13 protein-coding genes and 1 tRNA gene are annotated in these 22888 nt (G+C 32.7%); 8 read left to right on the top strand and 6 right to left on the bottom strand.

Translation table 11 applies throughout. The annotated features are described in order from the left end of the window. Positions 1 to 1716: 1716 nt before the first annotated feature. A complete protein-coding gene (locus A1OE_RS02730; RefSeq protein WP_044283264.1) occupies positions 1717 to 2514 on the top strand; it encodes an ABC transporter ATP-binding protein in 798 nt (265 codons plus the stop codon). Between the two features lie 355 nt (positions 2515 to 2869). On the opposite strand, the gene A1OE_RS04550 is transcribed toward A1OE_RS02730, so the two are convergent. The 3 genes from A1OE_RS04550 to A1OE_RS02720 form a co-directional block, all read right to left on the bottom strand. Then, the gene (locus tag A1OE_RS04550; RefSeq protein ID WP_272942667.1) at positions 2870 to 2992 is read right to left on the bottom strand and encodes a hypothetical protein; all 123 of its coding nucleotides are present in this window, start codon (positions 2990 to 2992) and stop codon (positions 2870 to 2872) included. A gap of 702 nt (positions 2993 to 3694) precedes the next feature. Beyond that, positions 3695 to 4255, bottom strand: coding sequence for a DUF2062 domain-containing protein (locus A1OE_RS02725; protein ID WP_237737646.1), 561 nt, complete (start codon positions 4253 to 4255; stop codon positions 3695 to 3697). A gap of 1032 nt (positions 4256 to 5287) precedes the next feature. Beyond that, positions 5288 to 7072, bottom strand: coding sequence for an ABC transporter ATP-binding protein (locus A1OE_RS02720; protein WP_015088648.1), 1785 nt, complete (start codon positions 7070 to 7072; stop codon positions 5288 to 5290). 147 nt (positions 7073 to 7219) lie between these two features. Here A1OE_RS02720 and A1OE_RS02715 point away from each other — a divergent pair, with 147 nt between their 5' ends. The 4 genes from A1OE_RS02715 to dut all read left to right on the top strand — a co-directional run bounded on the left by A1OE_RS02715 (position 7220) and on the right by dut (position 13232). Beyond that, the gene (locus A1OE_RS02715) at positions 7220 to 7825 is read left to right on the top strand and encodes a fused DSP-PTPase phosphatase/NAD kinase-like protein (protein WP_015088647.1); all 606 of its coding nucleotides are present in this window, start codon (positions 7220 to 7222) and stop codon (positions 7823 to 7825) included. Positions 7826 to 8612: 787 nt separating this feature from the next. Continuing rightward, on the top strand, positions 8613 to 9794 hold the full coding sequence (gene mnmA / locus A1OE_RS02710; protein ID WP_044283263.1) for a tRNA 2-thiouridine(34) synthase MnmA: 1182 nt from the start codon (positions 8613 to 8615) through the stop codon (positions 9792 to 9794). 1774 nt (positions 9795 to 11568) lie between these two features. After that, complete coding sequence (coaBC, locus tag A1OE_RS02705) at positions 11569 to 12786, top strand: bifunctional phosphopantothenoylcysteine decarboxylase/phosphopantothenate--cysteine ligase CoaBC (RefSeq protein WP_015088641.1); 1218 nt, start codon at positions 11569 to 11571, stop codon at positions 12784 to 12786. Further along, on the top strand, positions 12783 to 13232 hold the full coding sequence (dut, locus tag A1OE_RS02700; RefSeq protein ID WP_015088640.1) for a dUTP diphosphatase: 450 nt from the start codon (positions 12783 to 12785) through the stop codon (positions 13230 to 13232). Before coaBC ends, dut begins: the two co-directional genes overlap by 4 nt. Positions 13233 to 13667: 435 nt before the next feature. On the opposite strand, the gene A1OE_RS02695 is transcribed toward dut, so the two are convergent. From A1OE_RS02695 to A1OE_RS02685, 3 genes are all read right to left on the bottom strand, one after another. Then, positions 13668 to 14477 carry an inositol monophosphatase family protein gene (locus A1OE_RS02695; protein WP_015088638.1) on the bottom strand — a complete coding sequence of 270 codons (810 nt, stop codon included), beginning with the start codon at positions 14475 to 14477 and terminating at the stop codon, positions 13668 to 13670. Between the two features lie 55 nt (positions 14478 to 14532). After that, positions 14533 to 15099, bottom strand: a complete 567-nt coding sequence (efp, locus tag A1OE_RS02690) for an elongation factor P (protein WP_015088637.1) — start codon at positions 15097 to 15099, stop codon at positions 14533 to 14535. 2306 nt (positions 15100 to 17405) lie between these two features. Further along, on the bottom strand, positions 17406 to 18635 hold the full coding sequence (locus A1OE_RS02685; protein ID WP_015088635.1) for a CCA tRNA nucleotidyltransferase: 1230 nt from the start codon (positions 18633 to 18635) through the stop codon (positions 17406 to 17408). An 881-nt stretch (positions 18636 to 19516) separates the two neighbouring features. Between A1OE_RS02685 and pgsA the strand changes: the two genes are divergently transcribed. From pgsA to hemC, 3 genes are all read left to right on the top strand, one after another. After that, the gene (pgsA, locus tag A1OE_RS02680) at positions 19517 to 20107 is read left to right on the top strand and encodes a CDP-diacylglycerol--glycerol-3-phosphate 3-phosphatidyltransferase (RefSeq protein ID WP_015088634.1); all 591 of its coding nucleotides are present in this window, start codon (positions 19517 to 19519) and stop codon (positions 20105 to 20107) included. Between the two features lie 1042 nt (positions 20108 to 21149). Then, positions 21150 to 21224 (top strand) — tRNA-Gly (locus A1OE_RS02675). A gap of 722 nt (positions 21225 to 21946) precedes the next feature. Further along, entirely contained in the window at positions 21947 to 22885 is a 939-nt protein-coding gene (hemC, locus tag A1OE_RS02670; protein WP_015088631.1) for a hydroxymethylbilane synthase, read from the top strand. The last annotated feature ends 3 nt before the right edge of the window (positions 22886 to 22888 follow it).

Genomic DNA, 22888 nt, shown 5'->3' with positions numbered 1-22888 from the left:
AAATACGATTGACTATTGTTTTAGACTAAGATCGTTCTCAGATAGAATAAAAATTAAAACAATACAGAAACTTATCGATAGTAATTTTCTTTTTTTCCTATTGTTTATTTCAAAGCTGCTTACTGTGCCAATTGTTATTTATACCTATAAAAAGAGATATTGTTGGATGTGATCTTTTGTAAATAAAAATAAATAAATTAAATTATTTCTTACACTAATAATCGTCAAAGATTAATATTTAATTTAAATATATTTGTCAAAGAATTTAATTTATTAAAAGAAAATCTTAAAACATTTGGTTAGCTTAATTATTATATATTTTGCTTATTCTATTAGAGTAATACAGTAAGTTAGCTAACCTACTAAAGCATTCCTGTAGAATAATAATAATTAGATGTATCATAGCTAACGCTATGAGCAAAAACAAGCAAGATGGAGCGATTAAAAAGCAATAAACTAGAGAGTTTGGTCTTAGTTGTTTGTTAAAAAAATTATATTTTAGTATCTAATTACAATAGTAGCAATTTTTATAAGCTTTATTGATGTGATATTCTAGATAACATTTTATTGAATTATTTCTAAGTTTAGAAAAATTAAATTATTTAACTACAGTCTAATATTTTAAGTTATCTAATAGCGTACAATAATAGAATGACTCTGCAAGTTGGGTATAGCATTGAATAAAATTATATTATTTATTCCCAATGTCGATGGTATCAGGCTATTATTAATATAATCTGATCTTAAACATAGACCTAGTATAATACTAGTTTATATTATAAGTTGTCAATGTTTATATTGACATGTATAGAGCGCTTGATACAATAGAATAATCAAAACGTAAATGGGGTACTTTTTAAGTGTATAGTCAAATTTTATTCATGCTAAATTCAGACAAATAAAAATTATTTGCTTGTATGTGTTCCTCCTAAAAGTATTTTTATTTTATTTAGAATCATAAAACAATCGGTAACTCAAAATTCTTTTATGATAACTAGGTTAAACATTTTCACTGAACCTAATTAATCTGTGTTGTATCAGAATTATCAAAAACATTTTGAGTATTGCAGAAGGATCAATAATTAGTCTTATCAAACTAGTATTTTATAGAATATTTATTTTTGAACGATAAAGTTGATCGAGCAACATGTATCGCATTGTTCATTATGGCTTTTGTTTGATTGAAGAGAAATAAGATTTACATACGAGTGATTTGCTTAATACTGGTGGGGGTAATTATTCACTTGCAATTTATCATTAGAATTGGAAAAAAATATTTTTCTAATTGGATTTTATGCCATAAATGAGGATGATAAAATCATCACGTTGTTTTTGCAGTATTTATTACGATTAAATAATCTATCCTTGCTTTCAGCTTCTACATTAGCGCGGCATAAATGCTTTTATTTTCGATAAAGCTATCAAAAAGCTTATTATTATACAATAACGTATAGAAATCCTTTTTTGCTAAAAAACATTAAATGAGCTGTAGTTAGTAAATTCCAACGAATAATTTAGATATCAAGATTAGCCATTGAAGTGGAATGTATTCTTATAAAAAAGTATACACGGTGAGTTAGCTAACTAAATAATCGATGTATTATAATTAATAGTACTCCAAATATACATCTTGCTAAATTTAATAATGAAAATTCAATTATGATAATTTAAGGTGCATTTATCAATGCTAGCACTATGAGCATCTCTCTAAAATTAATGTCGAGCTCTTCCCCACTTATCCTCGAAGCAAGGGGTATAAGTTTATATAATGGGAACAAAGGATTACTTGAAGTAATTACCATATCGGTAAAAGCCGGCGAAATGATCGGATTGCTAGGTCCTAACGGTTCTGGTAAGAGCACATTATTAAAAATTCTTGCTTGTCTTTCTGAGCCATCAGAGGGAGATGTTTTGCTTAATGGTAAGCCAATTATTCGCTTAAATCGTAAATCAATTGCTCGTACGATAGGCTATTTACCACAGGGAGCTAATAGTACATGGCCGATTTCAGCACGTGAAATAGTTATGCTTGGTCGTATACCTTTTCTATCATCGTTATCTAAAATTTCTGAAGTAGATCACAGCGCAGTGAACAACGCTATGTTAGCAACAGATACTACACATCTCTCTAAAAGAGAGGTAACTAAATTGTCTTGCGGTGAACGCATGCGGATTATGATAGCACGTGTCCTAGCAGGAGATCCATCGCTTTTGCTATTAGATGAACCGGTGACAGGTCTTGATCCACGTCATCAACTGGAAGCGATGATATTACTCAAACAGCTTGCTCTAACCGGTCGAAGTAGCTTAATGGTTTTGCATGATATAACTTTGGCGGCTCGATTTTGCGATCGGATTTATGTACTAAATAATGGAAGGATAATTTCTGAGGGCTTTCCTTCTGAGGCACTGAATATCGAAATCATGGCTTCTGTTTTTGGGGTAGAGACTCGGCGTATCGAAGAAGGTAACGAAGTATTGATTATTCCTTGGTCTCTTCATGAGCAGAGCTAAGTTAGTTAAAAATTAGGCATAATTGACTGCTTTGTTCCAGCGTTTACTATTAATAAAAACCATAAGCATAAGAAAGTTTAATTGTAGGATATCGATTATGTAAACTTGAAAGTTGATATTATCTACAATACTCTGCAGCAAACAATCTTGTTATTCTAAGTAAAAGTACAGTCATAAAATAGCTTGTTAGCTATTTTATTTTAGCAATAACATAAATTTAATTAGCAGGTTAACTGTTTAAATTTATGTCATGTTTAATGCGGCAAGGGATTACTTATATAGTATTCGTAGTACTTTACTATTGTTTAAAATATTTTTTTAACGACTAATGAATTATAATTCAAAAAAAAATAAATTAAGCCCAAGAGGATTGGTATGAAGCATATTCATCTTTTACAGAAAGATCATTAGCAAATAAAGACCACCTTTTAGTGACAGCACTACTAATAATCCAGTTTAAAGATACAGAGAATGACACGATAGCTTGCTTTATTTTGTTCTAATTTATACTATAATAGATGGTGCTTTATTCTTCTCATATTATTAATATTATTTTACTAATTTATTATAGTAAATGATTTAAATAAATGTGTGATTTATTGTAGCTATACAGTAACTAATTAGTTTTTTGTCCTTTATATTAGGAATACTATCAGAGAATAATACAATCTCACTATCGAATATTTTTGTTTTAAGGCGTTTATTAGTGGGATTATCTCCTAGATGCTAATTTAGTTTAATGTAAAAGGTCGTCAATATTTTATAGCTGCAGTATTTTTATAGCATATAGTTAGGCAATAATAATTATATCATAATTACAGATAAGTTGTGTTTTGGGAAAAACTTAAATTGCAATTGCTAGCCTATCAAAAAAACCAGGTTTGCCGTCTAGCAGTTTATACTTTATGTTTATTAATGTTTTGCAATTAATTTGTCATTAAAATAATTGCTTGGAGATATAATTTGTTACTATTGTAGTCGTAATAATCTTTAATTTAATTTTTTAATCGACCAATCATTTATTAAATAAATAAAGATTTTATTTAATCTCTAGCATTGACTTGTTACGATCTTGCTATGGTTAAAGATCGTTTGCTTAATAGCTTGCAACTAAGCTTGGAGGAGTATTTGATCAATTATATTTCTGCTAAATTATTACATATTTATCCAGTTGCGCAAGTCATTCCTCTTTTACTGTGCGTGGTATTTTGTTTTTATTTAGTTTGCTGGTTTTATTGTTAAGAGCTTGTTTAAGCATACGTGCTTGGCGACTTTGTATTCGATTTTTCAGAAGGCGTTCAACTATTTTTCCTATATAATACCCTAATGGCAAGCCAATAATCATGAATGGTACTGATCCGAGAAATATTGCAGCGGTGCCTTCTTTTAAAGCGTACAAAAAATACTTAATATTTTCAAAATCTTGTACATCCATCACATTAGAGCATGTGATCATATGACAACCAACCCAATAATAAAACGTGTAAGTGGGTACCAAGGTTAATGGGTTAACCACTAGCGAACCAACTAAAGCGATTATCCAATCAAAAGTATCTTGACGCCATAGTCGGTTGCAAATAAATGCGGTAAGGAAGCATATAATTGCTTGCAGACCGACAGTGGGTGAAAAGCCGATCACCATTCCCATAGACATTGAACGGGAGATCACCCCGGGCGACATACTAGTCTTTTTCCACTGACGTAATATTTTACTAATTATTTTTATTTGCAATCGCGGCACTCACCATACCAGGAATCTAATAGTGCCGGTGCAGCTATATTTTATTTGCTATAGATTTTTTCAAATAGTTTGATTAAAACTAGTCGTATTTGATAACAATTCATCTCTACTGTAGAACAGATAGATTGAATTACATTATCAAGATTAAATATATGCACCGAGATGAATAGCAAAAGAAGGTTTATTTTTCTTTTTAAATACTAAAGCTTATACTCAGATAGTGTGTTGTTTAAACTTACATTAAATTCTTAAGTATCAAAGGACAACAATTGTGATTTTTTTGATATAAGTTTTGTTTTACACTCGTAGTTATATGCGTTTTGACGTGTTTACTCTGATTTTATGTCATCTAGCATAAAAACAATAAGATTTAAGAACAGTGATTTGATAACATATAAGTATTTTACTTACAACTACTGCATTAATTGCGAATTAAATGATCTTTAATTAATTGTTTTTTTTGAAAATTAAAACTGGTAAACGTTAGGAGCAGTAGGCTAGGATATATTTTTGATATCAATATTTAATGTATTCTTTTAGTTTTTTTCCCTATTTAGAGACGGCCAGACAACAAACCAGAGATCTTTCAAAAGAAAGTGACTATATAAGAAGATTACAATAGAGTAAGTGTTATAATTTAAGGATTTTTTATTACCCGCTCTCATTGAGAGACATGGGCGTTAGCTGTATTTTTAACAGAAAATTATGCATATAGAAGATGCTTTATAAATAATTTTTCTGCTGCTTGATCAGAATGATAATTTGAAGAACTAATGTAAAATATTAGGAATTGATTTGTCGCGTATGATTTTTAAACGATATAAGCTGAATTTTCTTAGCTTTGCTTTATACTTTTACTTTAAGCTCACTTTTTAAGTGAGCCCATTAAATTTATAAAAGGAACCATCCGCGCTTCCATGTATAAAATAAGATCATTCAGCTAAGTTTTACTCAGACTATACATAAAATTAATATCTTTCTTAAGGTAAGAATTAGCTTTAGTGAGCACTTTGTGCAATGATTAATTTAAATCTATTTCCGAGCGTTTACGTATTGTTTAGCATAAAGCTGAGCATAAGTTCCGTTTATTTTTACTAATGCTTGATGGTCACCGCATTCTACTACCTTTCCTCCTTCAATAGCATAGATAAGGTCTGCTTTTAGCAGAGAAGATATCCTATGTGTTATAATCATGATGGTTCTATTTTTCATAAGTTTTCCAAGTGCATCATGTATCTGCTGTTCTGATTCGCTATCAAGTGCATTTGTTGCTTCATCAAGCAGTAAAATTGGTGCGTTTTTTAGTATTGCTCGTGCAATAGCAATGCGTTGTCGTTGACCACCAGATAATTTAATTCCGTACTCACCAACTCGAGTATTATAGCCTTTTGGCAAAGAACTAATAAAAGTGTCTGCTGCAAATTCAGCTGCTGCATACAATTCCTTATCTGTAGCTTCGGGTCGGGCAAAACGGATATTTTCAGCAACGGTATCATCAAAAAGGATAATTTCCTGACTTACCAAAGCTATTGAGTCACGTAAGCTATTTATAGTTAAAGCACGCACATCGCTGCCACCAACAGTGACTGAACCGCTCTCTACGTCAAAAAATCGTGGAATAAGATTAATAATAGTACTCTTGCCAGCACCGCTGGGACCAACCAAGGCAGTAATTTTGCCAGCTGGAGCTAATAAGTTAATACCTGCTAACGCTTCAGTACCATCGGAATAGCTAAATCTTACATCCTTTAGAGTAATGTCCGCTGGAGCTCGTACCATGGCTTTAGCATTCGGCGCTTCGGTTGTAACAGAACGATGATCAAATAACACAAATAGCCGCTCAGCCGCTGCTAAACCTTCTTGCAAAGTTGTGCTAACTTTGCCAAGACCGCGTAATGGTTGATAGATCATAAGCATAGCAGTAATAAAGGAGAAGAAAGCGCCCGGAGTTGTGGTTCCTTCAATAACTTGATATCCTCCATAAATGATTATTGCTCCTATAGCTAGACCACCGCATCCATCGACAATAGGCTGCACAGCAGCACGCACTAGGCTTTGTCGGTAAGTTATTTGATAAATTTTATTGCTTAATGTGTAAATACGTTTAGTTTCTGATTTCTCCATTAAGTAAGCTTTTATTACCCGGATACCTTGAAAAGACTGGCTTAGCAGTGTTGTTAAATTTCCCATACATACTTGGGCTGTAATAGAAATTTGGCGCATGTTTTCACCCAATTTTTGTATAGGAAAAACAGTGATCGGTGTGATCAGTAAAGCGATTAACGAGAGACGCCAATCTTGATATAGCATTACTCCAAACAATAAGACTACCGATAAACCGTCACGTATTAGGCCAACTATGGCAGTTGAAGCTGTTTGACGTAAAGCCTGGACGTTGACAGTAAAATGTGATACTAGTTCTCCCGTAGAGTGATTTTGAAAGAATAACATATTCTGATCAAGCATATGAGTAAATAATCTAACCTGTACGTCCGCTACAATTCTTCCTCCTACTCTGGCAAGAAACGCTTCCTGAAAAAAAGATGCTGACGCCTTGAGCGCAAAGGTTATCATTACCGCAGAGCCAACTAACCATAACATAGAATGGTTCCGTTCCACGAAGACCTTATCAACAATAGGATCCATCAACCAAGCGGTAAGAGCTGTTGTTAAAGCTACCATCGCCATAGCAATAGCGGCGTAAACTAGCCATTTTATGTAAGCTCGTACGAAGGTTGTCCACAAGCGGAACAATAGTAGTTCAGTGTAAGTATGTTTTAACAAAATTTTAATTTTTTCGTAATTTGTAACGATCATTTGATACCTGATTCTTGTTGACAATAAACTTCTTGACTTACTTCGCGTTGCTATAGTCAGCCCTTAATGAGGTTTTTGAGAAGATTAATTAAGATGCTGGATACTATATACTCCTATTTAACTCACCGTTCAGATTGATGAAAAATCATGCTAGTTGATCATGGCTTTTTGCGTATACTTTTTTTTAATAAGCGCAGAGTTGATGGAGATCTTTGGCGGTCTGCTCAACCAAGCCCCGCTCATTTGCAAAAAATTAAAGCAGAGGGCTTTAAGACAATCTTGAATTTACGAGGGTCACGCAATGACGCTACCTATATCTTGGAACGTGCTGCGTGCACAGAACTTAAACTTAATTTAGTAGATTTTCGTATTCGCTCACGCTCGGCCTCAAACAAGCTAACTATGTTGGCTAGCATTGACATTTGGAAAACCTTAGAATATCCGGTATTGATGCACTGTAAATCTGGATCAGACAGGACCGGATTTATGGCAACGATGTATTTATGGCAGCATAAAAAAGTTCCCTTACGCCAAGCGATGAATCATTTATCTTTGCGTTATGGACACGTCAAACAAGCTAAAACAGGAGTTATTGATTTTTTTTATGAACAATACCTGCAGGCCGAAAAAGAAAGTGGAATTGGTTTTCGCAAGTGGGTAGAAACAATTTACGATCGTGATGCTATGGATGCTGCTTTTAAACAGAAAAGTCGAGCGAATATTTTGATCAACTGGATTTTGCGTCGCGAGTAACATTGCTTCTATACTAACAACAAAATCCCTTTATTTTATAACCAATGATTAAAATGCTATAAGCAAATTATTATAGATTCTTTATCTAACTATAATTCAATCGCGAATATTTATGATGTGAAAATGCTAGCGTGATAGCACTCTAATGTATTAGTTCGTTATTCCTATTGATTATGCTACGCCTTGTCCATTGATCATGAATGGGTGTTGATTTCTTTCCTGCATTTGTTATGATATATTTTTAGTATTTAACTACATATTTTGATTAGAAAAAGCAAGATATTGTTTTTGGTCATGTGATTTGCTTCTTTCTCGAATTACCATCTTAGCTTAAGCAATTTAGATAATATTTTACCTATATTTGTTCAGGATAATCTTAAGTGATTTATTTATCCTTTAAGTATTAGATTGTAAAAATACTTACTGACTAAGATTATGGATCATTTGGAAAAATTTATCATATCTCCAATTGATGAACAATTACCAATCGCTGAGCTATAAAAATCATTAGTTGCCAATAATTATATTATTGAATATAATTAGCTTGTGATAATTTGCTTTATAGCTTTTTAATAAGAATTAGCTTTGCTAATCCTTAAAGTAAACGCGATAATTTACCAAGAATGAAATTTGGTTGTAATAGCGTTGTAACTTAGATTAGTATTGTTGTTAGTGTTGGGATATCCAAGTAATTTCGTATTGATCTTTAATGAACTATTCAAACAGTCAACGTAATTGATTGCCTAATTTTTATTTGTGTTCTATCTTTATAGATAACCTTTTGCTTATGGATGACTTGCTTCCTGATTTGGATTTAGACTTACCTAGTCCCCGTAGAGATCAGCGTGTTGTTGTAGCAATGTCTGGTGGTGTTGATAGCTCAACAACCGCTTGTCTGCTGAAACATTCTGGTTATGACGTTATTGGCATTACCTTACAACTTTATGATCATGGTTTGAAGATTGGTAGTGTTGGTGGCTGCTGTGCTGGTAAGGATATTTATGATGCTCGAGTAGTAGCTGAGCTATTTGGTATTCCACATTATGTACTAGATTACGAAAGCCGTTTTCATGAGAGAGTAATTGAAGATTTTGCTGACAGCTATTTACGAGGTAAAACTCCTATTCCTTGTGTCCAATGCAACCAGAGAATTAAGTTTAGAGACTTATTGATAACAGCTCGAGGCTTAGGTGCATCCGCACTGGTTACTGGCCATTATGTACGTAGAGTGCCTGGACCGCATGGTGTTGAACTTCATCGAGCTATCGATTTAGCTAAAGACCAAAGTTATTTTTTGTTTACTACTACACGAGAACAGCTTGAGTTTTTACGCTTTCCTCTGGGGAATTTTAGGAAAAATCAGACTAGAAATTACGCTAGTCGGCTTGGGCTAAAGGTGCAAAATAAGCCAGATAGCCAAGATATTTGCTTTGTGCCAAATGGCAAATACTCAGAAGTAGTTAAAAAATTACGCCCGGAAGCATATGAACCAGGTGAAATCGTACATCTAGATGGTACCGTAATTGGGCGTCATGAGGGGATTATTCATTATACGATTGGCCAACGTCGTGGCCTTGGTATCGGTGGTAGAAAGGTTAAGGGTGGTCAATCCCATACCGATCCTCTTTACGTGATTAGCTTATCCCCAGAAACACATCGCGTTGTTGTTGGCCCGCGCTCGGCATTGGGAACAAATTATGTTCTGATTGGTGAGCTAAACTGGCTTGTAGGTGAACTTCATGCAAATATGAATATATCTTCTAATTTTCGCGTATTTGCAAAACTTCGATCTTCTCAAGAAATTACTATGGGCACCTTGCATTTGACTGGTGATAGTGCAAAATTGATTCTTGATGATGTGCAATTTGGTATTTCTGCAGGACAAGCGGCAGTTTTTTATGACGCTGAGGCTGGCAATCGTCTGCTTGGAGGTGGTTGGATCATGAGAACTAGAAAATTTTTGGAGTAATAGATAACGTAAAAGTAAAACATAATGTCTAATAGATTGGTTGATTTTACCTATAAATTATATTTATGTCAGCTAGTTGAATAAAATATAATTTATATTGTTGCAATAAATAATTAATGTTAAGTAAACCATTTCAGATTTTTGTTGAATATTTTACTATTATTATTAAGAGCATTTTTATGTATTAAAATTATTAAGTTGTTTGAAATAATTGTTAATTGTGAGTAATTCATCAAATTAAAATTTTTTAATCTATACATATGGAATCTTTTTCTATTTTAGCGTCAAATATATAAGATAATTTTTAGTATTATAGAGATAATTTTTTGGTTCTTTTTGAATAAAATTATAAGGTAATAATCATATTATCATTATCAATAAAAATGAACCAATAAAGATGAAATAATTTTTTCTCTATTTTGTTTAATGACAAATATTTACTGAGTGATTTTAGAGAGATATATAAAAGATACACTGTAATGACCAACTGATTTATTTATTATTATCTTTACTTACTCATTAGTAAGAGTGATGTTCTTATTAGAAAGAAATATTAATACTATTCTACAATGTAAAAAATTAATTTTTAATTATTTGAGGGTATTTAAAAAGCGTAAGATGCTTGCTATCATTTACTCACTTATCAAGTGATAAGTGAGTAATAATTTACATTCTAAACAGCACTTTTGTTATAGCTATTTTAGTGATAGTATTTTTAGTTAAATGCTATATGGGAAAACGGAAATACTAAATTAATTTTAAATTACTCATTGATTTTTATGATTTTATAAATTTAAATAATACGCTAAAATCTACTTTACACAATGAACATTGTTGTTGTTATGATGGTTTGGCTATTGAATAGCTTGGTTGTGATTATAAAATTACGGAATTTTGTTACCCTGAATAACGATGTATGGTAGTTAGGAAGGCTTTACTGTTTATTCTACTACTGCCGTTTTAATGACTGATCGATTAAATATTAAGCATAATTTATGAATTTATCCTTGATTTTTAGCTTTATAAATTTTGCTATATCTCAATTACTTATAATTTTTACCTCATCAATCTTACTGATACTCAGTAAGATTACTTTGTATTGAGTATAGATTGTCACTTGACAAATTATTGATTATTATAAAATTTCCATTTTAGTATAATTACTATAACTCAGGTTTTAATGACTGTTGGAGTATTCAAACGAAAAAAAATAATCTTCGTATTTTACCTGCTGCTTTTTATAATCCTAGCCTATATAGATAGGTTTGTCATTTTGAATTTTAGTAAATTTACTAAGTGCTTTGTATTTTTTCTAAATTTAGACCGACAAAAAAAAATTTTTCGGCTAATTTATTATTTCAATAATACAAATGGCAGTCTATTATACTTTTGATCTTGAATACAATAGCTTCAGCATATAGTTACCAGTCTAAATGATCAAATAATTTAATATATTTTAGCTATTTGTGAGTAAAGATTAATTAAGGCGAGTACATTAACTCTAATACAATTAAGCAAAATTTTTTTGTTGAGTAACACAACTACCTTAATTAAATTTAATCTCGAATAAAAAATTTTTATTTGATTAATAAAGTTGTTTTGCTAAAAACAGCCGATTTGATTCCGCTTTTATGGAAAAGAAGAAGATTGATTTATTTTATTTGTAATGTAGTTCTTTAAATACGTTTATTGCTGCTGATAAACTAGTAAATGTTTGCTGCTTTGACTGTAACAAAGTCTGTATCGTTACGCGTCTTTGCGTGGAATTTTAATTATGACGCTAGATAATAAAAGAATTATTTTGATAGTTGGTGGTGGAATAGCTGCTTATAAGGCACTTGACTTGACTCGATGTTTGCGTGATCGTGGAGCAATTGTCCGTGCAATATTGACTAAGGCAGGTGAGCATTTTGTTACTCAACTATCGCTATCAGTATTAACGGAAAACAAGGTTTATACAAAATTATTTGAATCGACAAACGATTTGGAAATGAAACATATTAAGCTTTCTCGTTCTGCCGACTTGATTATTATTGCTCCTGCTACTGCAGATTTAATTGCAAGCATGGCCAATGGATTGTGTGGAGATCTTGCTTCCACTTTATTACTTGCAACTGATACTGATGTGTTAATTGCTCCTGCAATGAATTTCCGTATGTGGGAACATCCGGCTACTAAGACAAACTTAACGACACTAATATCTCGAGGGGTGCGAATAGTTTGGCCAAATAAGGGATATATGGCATGCGGTGAGCACGGATTTGGCCGTATGGCTGAGGCAATTGATATTGTTAAGGAGGCGGAAAATTATTTTCTAAATCGCTCTGGCTCTCTCGCTGGACGCAAGGCGATTGTAACCAGTGGACCGACATATGAGCATATTGATCCAGTGCGCTATATTACTAATCGTTCTTCTGGTAAACAAGGATATTCCATTGCTAAGGCTTTAGTAGATTTAGGATCTGAGGTTACGCTAATTAGTGGCCCAACCAGCGAACCTTATCCTCTGGGAGTAAATACTGTGCTGATTGAAAGCGCTAGTGATATGCTAGCAGCTTGTGAGGCAGCTTTGCCTGTTGACATCGTGGTATGTGCTGCTGCTATTAGTGATTGGCGAGTAAATACTATAAGCAAACATAAGATCAAGAAGGAAGTTGGTAGCATTAAAACCTTGCAACTTACCGAAAATGCAGACATATTGCAAACTCTCTCCCAAAAGACGGAGGATAGGCCAGATTTAATGGTTGGCTTTGCAGCGGAAACAGACAATGTAGTAGAACACGCTATGGCTAAGTTAATACGTAAAGGTTGTGATTGGATTTTAGCTAATAATGTTTCTCTTGATGATAGTACCTTTGGTAGTGATAACAATACTATTCATCTGATTACTAGCGATAAATTAGAAAACTGGCCAACTATGACTAAAGCTGAGATTGCTTATCGTCTTGCCTCCAAGATAGCAGAGTATTTTCAGAGTAGGCTTTTTACATGAGCATTTTTATTCGTGTTGTTCGTCTAGCACATGGAGCCGACTTGCCTTTACCAGCCTATAAAACTAGTGGTTCAGCTGGAATGGATTTGCATGCTGCTATTCTTACTTCGTTAAGTCTGCCTCCAACGGAGCGAGCCGTTATTGCTACTGGGTTATCAATCGCGCTACCTAAAGGGTACGAAGGGCAGATAAGAGGACGTTCAGGCCTAGCGCTTCATTGTGGTATTGCTTGTTACAATGCACCTGGGACTATAGACAGCGATTATCGTGGTGAGATCAAGGTGATGCTAATAAACCTTGGTAAGAAAACGGTGAATTTCGAACGCGGAGATCGTATTGCTCAGCTAGTTATATCCCCTGTTATCAAGGTAGCTTGGGAAGAAGTATATGCTTTAGAAGATAGCGAACGCGGGACCGGTAGTTTTGGTTCGACTGGATTAAATTAATTAATTTTTCTCATTTATTTACTGGTTTTCAGCATTAAATTTAAATTACTGATAAAAAAATTTTTATTATCCTAAGTAAAAAATTACTTTATTATTTACGATGTTTTATTTAACGTAAACTTATTACTTGCTTTATTCCGAGTAAAAATCTAATAATTATACATTTAAGCATATATACTAATATTAAGGTTATAATAAGTAACAAATGCTAGTTGTATTACTGATGTACCATATCAATTAGAAAAAAATTAAATTAAATAACTAACTAGAAATATAATCAAAATAAGAAAATAGCAATAACTTATATAAAAACGATAAGTATTTAATATGAAATACGCTATAAACAATGTTCTGTTGGTGATTAATTTCTCTTTGTGAATAAAATTCAATAACAAATTATTCTCTAAATAAAACTATATGTTAGGCGATTAATATCTAAGAAATATTGATATGGTTTAACAAACTGACTAATGGAGTATGCAAAACGCTATTAGAAGCAATTAAATCGCCTGCTGATTTTAGCAACGCTATCTTGCCTTTAAAATCGCTGATATAGCCACCTGCTTCTTTTACTAACAAAATACCCGCTGCTGTATTGTTGATATTTAGTTTTTGCTCCCAGTATCCATCAAGCCGACCAGAAGCAACCCAAGCAAGATTTAGTGCTGAGCTACCGAAGCAAAGCACCCCAAAGCTTTTTTCTAGCAATTTACTTTCTGATACGTTAAATAAATTTCGACTATTAGTAATTTCAGCAATAGAAATACCAGTGGCTAACAAAGCTTGCTGAATTTTACTACGGCTAGATACACGTAAGCGACGATTATTGAGAAAGGATCCGGAGCCTTTTTCTGCCCAGTAAAACTCATCATTTAGCGGTTGGTAAATTGCACCGGCAATTATCTCACCTTTTTCTTCAAGTGCAACAGAAATAGCAAAATGCGGAATGCCGTGTAAAAAATTCTTGGCACCGTCAAGCGAGTCAATAATCCAACGCTGTCTATTCGGATCACTGCTATGCAATGTACCTTGCACTTTCATTAAAAACCCGTATTTTGGCCTAGCGTGTTTGAGCTCTTCATAGAGTAAACGTTCGGTTTGTCTCTCAGCAGTTAATACGAAATCTAGTGGACCCTTTTTAGAAACTTGTAAATTTTCAACCTCACCAAAGTCTCTCCGTAGGTTGCGAGCTGCTTTTTGGCAGGCTTTAAAAATTACGTTATATAAGGCCGAATGAACGGCCATTAGTATATTCTCCTATTGCTAAATATTTCCTTGATGAAAGCTAGAACATTAATTGTCATTCTTTTGCACGCTCGACGTAGCTGCAGTCTTCAGTCTTCACAATGACACAAGCTCCAATTTCAATGTAAGGTGGTACTAAAATTTTTAAACCATTTTCTAAAAGAGCAGGCTTATATGAGGCTGCAGAAGTTTGCCCTTTAATTACAGAGTCTGCCTCTACAATTCTCATAGCTACGGTGTTGGGTAAAGCAATAGAGAGTGGATTTTGCTCAAAAAACTCAATGCTTACTTTTAAGCCATTTTTTAAGAATGATCTTTTATTACCCACTACTCTAGAATCAATCTCTATTTGAGAGAAATTATCTTGATCCATAAAGTACAGTATATTGTCATCACTATATAGGTAGGTTGCTTCACGCTGCTCTAGGCGTATGACTTCAATCTGTTCTCCTGCACGAAAACGTTCGTTTAATTTCGTACCACTGCGAATGTCTTTCATCTCAACTTGATTAAAGGCTCCGCCTTTACCTGGCTTTACTGCCTGAGTCTTAGTAATAACCCAAAGTCTTCTTTTATGCTCCACCACGTTGCCGATGCGTAGCGCATTCCCATTTAGCTTCATTTAGGAGCCCCATCTTAAGGAAAAATTTTAAAATATAGTAACATTTTACCAAATTAATGATCATATGTCTATATTGATCAGACTATTAAGAAAGATAAAGATGATATCTAAGTTATTATTTTATTTAGCTTATCTTATCTCAATTACATAATTGATGAAATAACTATATAATTTCAGTGATTAACAATAGATAATATTGTTTTTATTTTAACACTTATAAGTTATTATATTATGAATTAATAATCAGTGATTAAATTGCTACTATTTGTTAAATCAAGCTATTTATCTAGCTCTCGCTGTAAAAATTTTTTATGAAAAATCATCACACTTGATGATAATATACATGATTTAGTAAAAACAGATTATTATAATCTATGTGATTAGTATAACTTAAGGTTTAAATTAAATGCTTTATGCTAGAATTTATAAGCTAAATTGTTAATTATTCTTCATTTGGCATATAAGATTAATCATATTAAGGTTTTTTTAAAGATAAAATATAAATTTTATCAACCATTTTTGTAGTAATACATTGATTACGCATAAAATTATACTAGGTTAAATGTATTTATTCAGGATATATGTTGTTTTCTTATCTGTTTAGAATGATCAAATAATAACTTAAATATGTTTAAAAAAATCAGCATTGATTTAAATATTATTAACCATAGCTTATGCGCTAATTAACAAATTAATTTACTTAATGTAGAATATTACAAATAATCAAATGCTAATTAATAAACTGCTATAAATAAATTATTCATTAAAAATATTTAATTTCGGTTAGATAGATAATTAACTAGCAATTAATAGCCGATATAATGTTATTCTAGTTCTTTAGAAGTTAACCAACAAAAACAATAACACAAGCATACTAAGATGGTATTTTATCAATCGATAGCTTTCTTAGCTATAAGAATTAAGTATAAAAATATGAAGTTAGATATTTGTTAAACAGCTTGTAATTCTTGCAAAGAAATAATAAAACCTAATTCAACTACAAAACTTCACTTTAAAGATAAAACATGTATTTATACATGTAAAATATAATTGGATTGTTAAATTATTCGTCAACCTAAGACCAGTAAATAAACTCACTACAGGTAATTTCGCAACTATTTTTAATCAATAAAGCAATTGACTAAACAAAAATTAAAAAAGTAATTCCCCAACATGGTGCTATTTAAGTAACTTTACACAAGGCATAACCATTTTAGTTATGTAAATAATCAAACTTAGCTATGTACTTATCACCATCTTTTTTTAAGATGATAATTTTAAACATAAGGATAGTATAATCATTGGTTATCAAAAGTTATATTACCAGCTTTATTATAATATTATTTAGCAATTCTAAAATTAGATTGCATAAAAATAACTTATAATATATTATTATTCAATAAAATATTAACCTTTAATTAAAGTAATATTTATACTTATTAATCACCTAAATAATGTTGGAGATATGTTAATTTAAACGAAGGTAAGATAATTAAATACAAAAGCCTTGTTTCAAAACTTATAGTTCATCTTCAACAACGAATATACTATAGCTTACAAAAGTAATTGATTTTTGTCAATTATATAGAACTAGTGAAGCTTTTTAGCCTCATTTTAGCACACTGAAAGTAAATCTATTTTTACTAAAAAAAATCTTCGTAATTAAATCATTAAGAATAAACGTAGTCTAATAATTTTATTGTGAAAATTTAATTCTTATTGATCGTATTTTCTTTTTAAACTATATTAATAGTTTATTTGATTAATTCATTTGGTTTCTAAAAAAACTATACATTTTACCAATATAGATTTATTTTTTTGGCTATGGCCTAATTTGTCATATTGACAATAAAACTTTAGTTATTTCTAATGCTCCAATTATCTATAAAATACTTATATTCATAGGTATAAAATAATAACCTGCCTTTATCAGCTGAGTTATTGTTTAAGATCGCGTTTTACATTTAAAAATCTTTTTTAAGAGCATGCGGCTTTGGGCCAATAATCTAATAAATGTTCCAAACATCACCCATCTACAATTGCTATCGCTTTATTTTAACATTTATCAGTTCTTTTTAATTCATTTACCATACGGTCCACCTGATGTTGATTTTTTTAACTAAAAATAATGCTATTTTTGATTTGCCATTACACAACTAATATTTAGTTGTAGGCTTAATAATAGTTCAAGCGATAATTTAAGCAATTGACTTAGCGACTATAGTTAAAAATTCCTTTTTTAGGAAGGATACTACTATCCATTAGCTATTCAGCGTAGATTATTTGTCATAAGTCGGATTAGTCGCTTAGTTTATCTTAGTATTTGATATCATACGTCTTAGCATTAATCGACAAGCTTGTTCATCTGCTGTAAAACCACCTGTAATCCACCAATTCTCTACTAAACGTAACAATTCCCCAATTTTTGGTCCAGGTTTAATGCCGAGTGCAAGCACATCATTGCCCCTGAGAGGGAAAACAGGTGGTATCCAATTTTTAGCGATAGCAAGATCATCTTCAATGTTCTCCCCTGTTTTTGCTGCGAGCAGCATTTTAGCATTGATAAAGTTTTTAGCACCGAAGCGATATATTATTGTTTTACGTTCATAAGAATTCATCAAAGTATTTCTGGATGTTGCGATAGCAGAAGCTAAACGTTTTGCATCAACATTAGAAAACTTAAGCCTTTCTGAAACCGATCGAGCTGTATTTGAATCGGCTAATAAAGCGGCGAGGCGACTAATAGGATTTGGATTAATACTATAGTAACGCTCGATATTTATGAATCTTATGAGCTGACCTACATCAAATGGACCATCCCACAAATGCTTAGCTATTCCACTTTCCGCCATGATAACTATCACCTTTGCTGCCATTGGAGCAATTAGCAGGCGGGAAAATTCTTTCCATATTCGTTCACCAGATAACCCAGATAAACTTGGCGCTAAATCAACACAAGCCTTAAGACTATCAATATCAGGTTCTTTATGCCCATACTCAGCATAGAAGCGGAAAAAGCGAAGAATTCGCAAGCAGTCCTCGTGAATTCGCATTCGCGGATCACCAATGAAGCGAATGCGTCTAGCACGAATATCAGCAATGCCGGTAGCAGTTGGATCATAAAGATTACCCTCCATGTCGAGATAAACAGCATTTAGAGTAAAATCTCGACGTGAAGCATCCTCAAGCCAATCTTCTGTAAAGGATACAACAGCATGACGACCATCAGTATCCATATCTCGACGCAGAGTAGTAACCTCTACAAAAGAACTATCAATAAAGATAGTTATAGTACCGTGTCTTATTCCAGTAGGAACTGCGTGTAAACCAGCCGATGTACATAGAGCAAGTATATTAGCAGGCAGTGCATTGGTTGCTATATCAAAATCAACAACCGGCAAGCCAAGCACATGATTACGAACTGCTCCGCCGACAAATCGTCCGAGGTAACCATTGTTGGCTAATAAAGATAAAACAGAACTGCAAGGTGGATTATACATCCATTCAGCAAATACCATACTCTCAGCCGGTTTCATGCGAAAATTAATTAACTACTCCTTTAAAGTATACATAAAAGTTTACAAAAATTCCCATTAACCTAGAAACAAGCTTTAAATTAGCTTGTTAGCACAACAATGTTCTTGTACATCAGCACAGATAGAAATATCTTTTTCTTAATCAGGTTTGTCAAATAAAAAGTACAATAAATGATTTTTATAAGGATAAATAATTTTTTACTTGTAGTCGGATTGCTTTATTGAAGTAAATTTATGCTTCTTTATCTAATAAATTAAAACAAACAGCTTTATTGTTAGTCAATGTTACAGTTAGTATCTATTAATAAGGATTATAGTTTATTATTTATTCGTGCATTTCTAACTATAGAGGTAAGCTATAGTATCTTATTAATAATTTATTACAATTAATGCATAAAAGATATTTCCAATTTACAGTATTGCATTTGTTAATACAGTAAAATAAAATAATTTGCGTTTTGACACTCTAGTTATTGAATTCTAATGCACTAGATTTCGGCGAAATCTATTAATTTAGATCTTAGCCTTTACAAAGTTTCAAATTGAAGTCGAGCTAATTAAAATGTTAATCAACAGACGCAGATTGACATTAAATCTTTCACGACTAACATTGGGTATTTGTGCGATGTTTAGTAAGCTAATGCTTAAACTTACTTAAGTTATATATTCCAAAATTATGAGCAATGATTGGAGTTAACTGGTAATCCATTATTAACAATTCCACAGCAATTTAAATACATGGACAAGATTATGATGGTTGTGTTGCCTTGGTTCTTAATTTAATGCAAAAATCCTAATTTTTTAGGATCTTTTTATCTTATTCTGTCTTGTAATAAAGAGTTGTGTAGCAAGAAATTTTTTAAACGGTGAATTAAAGCGTGATGCTAGATCAATTACCCAATTGGCTCACTATTTTCCGCATTCTAGCGGTAGTGCCGATTGCGCTGTGTCTCTGGCTTGGTGGAGAAACTCTGCGATGGATTGCTTTAGTATCTTATATATTAGCTAGTATTACCGATTACTTTGACGGTTATCTTGCGAGAGTCATGCAAGTTCAGTCGAGTCTTGGGCGGTTACTGGATCCAATCGCCGATAAGCTGCTGGTCGTGGCATCATTGCTGATCCTAGTAGCACTTGACCATATTTCTGGGATAACAGTTTTGGCGGCTTTAGTAATCATGTTGCGTGAGATATTAGTTTCTGGTCTGCGTGAGTTTTTAGCAGAACTGCGAGTTAGCATACCAATTAGTCGTTTAGCCAAGTGGAAAACAACGGTTCATTTAATCGCAATCGGTTTTTTGATTATTGGAGATGATTCAGCAAAATGGATATATTTCACAACGATTGGTGAAGTTGGTTTGTGGTTAGGTGTAATTCTGACACTCTGTACTTTTCAGGATTACTTAGTAAAAGGAATACGCCGTGTATCTGCTCATAAATTAACGCGTTTTTCGGAGAGGAATATGAAATAGTTCTATTTTATTTATTAGAAGATAGATTGTACTAAAAAAATTTTTTGCATAATACTATAATTCAATTTTGTCAATACTTAAAATTTGAATAATGTATTTATTCCTTACAATAAGCTACTAATATTTTGCTTGCTTTTACTTCAATAAGGGCAGTGCGGAGTATTTTATGATAAAAAACTTTATGTCATTGTACTGATGATCTTAACTTAGGAAAATAATTTAACGCTTGATTTGTTTGATGACATCACCCACTATACTGATATATATTATCGTAAAGGTAATTAATTTTTAAAGTTATTTGTTTTAGTACAATATGTGTGTCATACTTTTTCTTTTCGTGCGTAAAGTATGTATTTATATACGATGAAATTTACGTGTTAAATTACTATGGGTATGCTTTCTAATAGTTTTCTGAATCTTAGTTGTGCAGTTTTTTAACAATTATTTTTACTTAAGGTAATGATCTTATAGGTAAAGTATATTTATGCTAGTTTTATTTTGTATTTGTATAATTGATCCACTATAGAATTCTTACTAGGTTACTTTTTATAGTCTTATGTTATAGTACAGTTTGATCAACTTGTGTAATTGGTTTACTTCTGTAAATTAATCTGTCTTAATTAGAGTGTGTTAAGATCGCTAAACCTTTATACTAAACTTGGATATAGTTAATATAGGATTTACTGTTTACTTTATGATATAATTTGTTACAAAATTACGATGCTTCTTGACGCGCTACAGGATTCTTTACAAACTACATACAGCAAATGGCTATCAGCTCTTAATAATGTTATTTGTGAAATGGAGAAAAATTGCTAATGAAGAAAAGATTTATAGATTGTATCCCTTTAAAGATCTTTAAATTTTATGAATTAATAGGGTATTAGCATAAATAAAACACAGTAAATATCTTTCAATAAGATTGATTTTTATTAATTAATTTGCGTATGAAAAATCATACATTTAAAGAAATAATATTTATTAATAAACTTAACTATAGCAACTTTGCCTTATTGTTTGTGATTTTGCAAAGCTTTACAAAGCGGGCGTAGCTCAGTGGTAGAGCACAACCTTGCCAAGGTTGGTGTCGTGAGTTCGACTCTCATCGTCCGCTCCATTTTTATGTATTATTTTCCATCAATGATTGACTTGGGCTGCTGAGAATGCTATAAATTTAATTTTATAGTGGTAGTAAGGTCGTATTTTTAAATACGTAATAGATTATTCTGTGATTATTTTTATCAGCATTTTTCTTCTTTACATGATAAAATTTAGGGAAACAAATTTAAATTGTTTGCTTTTGTGTTGGCTTTAAGCTAATTAGCTAAATTAGGTTATGATATTTATGGTTTCTGTTATTTATCTATGAGGTTATTAATTGTAGTTAATGATATATTTTTTTCTTTTATTTGCTTTGTCATTTAATTCAGCGTTTTATCTTAGGAAAATTTATCGCGCTTATCTTGACTATCTTTGTAATTTTATGTTTAAGATAGCAAAAATCGAGCGTTTAAGCAGAAATTAGTTTTTCTTTTATCACTGTTACAAATTACTTCTGGAAGAAGATAGTTTCTGACTTTGCACAAGCAAAAGTTTGTATCTGCTGCATCTTTAATACAATGAAGATATATACAAGAAATACTTGTATAAAAGATAGATTGGTTTAGTGAATGATGGTACTCAGGCGAGTGTATGTTAATAAGAGAATGAAAATTCAGCATGAATCGATTGACCAGCGCTATTTAACCTCTTTTGTGCGTCATTGATCGAGTTATGCTTAAGCTGCTCTTAGCAGTCTTCAGATTAGTTTTATAGATCGTGGGCTAATACAGAGTAGTCATGACCGCTAAGATTATTCTTGGCTCGCGCGGATCGTTGCTAGCTCTTGCGCAGACTAGAGAGGTTAGCAACCGTTTAATGGCAGCTTGGCCTGAGCTAAGAGAGGAGGGAGCGATTGAAATACGTAGAGTGAAAACAACTGGAGATATTGTGAGTGATCGTCCACTTGTTGAGCTTGGCGGTAAAGGAATGTTTATCAAGGAGCTAGAAAGCAAATTGCTTTCTAGAGAAATTGATGCCGCGGTACATTCAATAAAAGATATTGAAACTACTATTGCCGAATCTACCGTACTTGAGGCTGTATTGCCGCGCTCAGATCCGCGCGATGCGTTTATTTCTTACTGTGTTGATAGTTTTAATAATTTGCCAGACGGTGCGCGAGTTGGTACCGCTTCAGTCCGACGTGCTGCTTTAGTGCGCAGTCAACGACCAGACTTACAGATAGTTTTGTTTCGTGGGAACTTGGATACTCGCTTGCGTAAACTGCGCGAAGGCCAGGCAGAAGCAACTTTCTTAGCAGTTTGTGGGTTACAACGTTTAAAGATGGAGCATACAATTACTAAAATAATGGAGGTGAACGAATTTCCGCCAGCAGTTAGTCAAGGAGCAATTGGTGTGCAGCGTCGAGCAGGTAGTACTGCGACTCATGACGCTAATATCGCTCGATGGCTTTCTGCTCTGGACGACTGGGCAAGTCGTTCAAGGGTAATAGCGGAACGCTCGATGTTAGCAACACTGCAAGGTTCATGTCGTACCCCAATTTCCGGTCATGCGGTGTTGAATGGTAATCTCCTGACTTTGAGCGGCTTGGTGTTATCATTGGACGGAATGCATAGTCATTCTGTGACTGCGAGCGCTGTTGCTAGTGAGGCAGAATCTCTTGGTCGTTGGGTGGGTGAGGATATTTTGTCGCGCTGTGGCCGCAATTTTCTCGCTTAACAT

Origin of the sequence: Candidatus Endolissoclinum faulkneri L2 (genome assembly GCF_000319385.1) — a bacterium.
GTDB lineage: Bacteria > Pseudomonadota > Alphaproteobacteria > Thalassobaculales > Thalassobaculaceae > Thalassobaculum > Thalassobaculum faulkneri.
The sequence above is the reverse complement of the archived record's forward strand: the minus strand, read 5'-3'. Positions and strand labels throughout refer to the sequence as shown.

Bases quoted from the DNA above. Each gene is read 5' to 3' on its own strand.
- A1OE_RS02730 (WP_044283264.1), top strand. From the start codon at position 1,717: ATGTCGAGCTCTTCCCCACTTATCCTCGAAGCAAGGGGTATAAGTTTA.
- A1OE_RS02720 (WP_015088648.1), bottom strand. From the start codon at position 7,072: ATGATCGTTACAAATTACGAAAAAATTAAAATTTTGTTAAAACATACT.
- A1OE_RS02715 (WP_015088647.1), top strand. From the start codon at position 7,220: ATGCTAGTTGATCATGGCTTTTTGCGTATACTTTTTTTTAATAAGCGC.
- mnmA (WP_044283263.1), top strand. From the start codon at position 8,613: ATGGATGACTTGCTTCCTGATTTGGATTTAGACTTACCTAGTCCCCGT.
- coaBC (WP_015088641.1), top strand. From the start codon at position 11,569: ATGACGCTAGATAATAAAAGAATTATTTTGATAGTTGGTGGTGGAATA.
- dut (WP_015088640.1), top strand. From the start codon at position 12,783: ATGAGCATTTTTATTCGTGTTGTTCGTCTAGCACATGGAGCCGACTTG.
- A1OE_RS02695 (WP_015088638.1), bottom strand. From the start codon at position 14,477: ATGGCCGTTCATTCGGCCTTATATAACGTAATTTTTAAAGCCTGCCAA.
- efp (WP_015088637.1), bottom strand. From the start codon at position 15,099: ATGAAGCTAAATGGGAATGCGCTACGCATCGGCAACGTGGTGGAGCAT.
- A1OE_RS02685 (WP_015088635.1), bottom strand. From the start codon at position 18,635: ATGAAACCGGCTGAGAGTATGGTATTTGCTGAATGGATGTATAATCCA.
- pgsA (WP_015088634.1), top strand. From the start codon at position 19,517: ATGCTAGATCAATTACCCAATTGGCTCACTATTTTCCGCATTCTAGCG.
- hemC (WP_015088631.1), top strand. From the start codon at position 21,947: ATGACCGCTAAGATTATTCTTGGCTCGCGCGGATCGTTGCTAGCTCTT.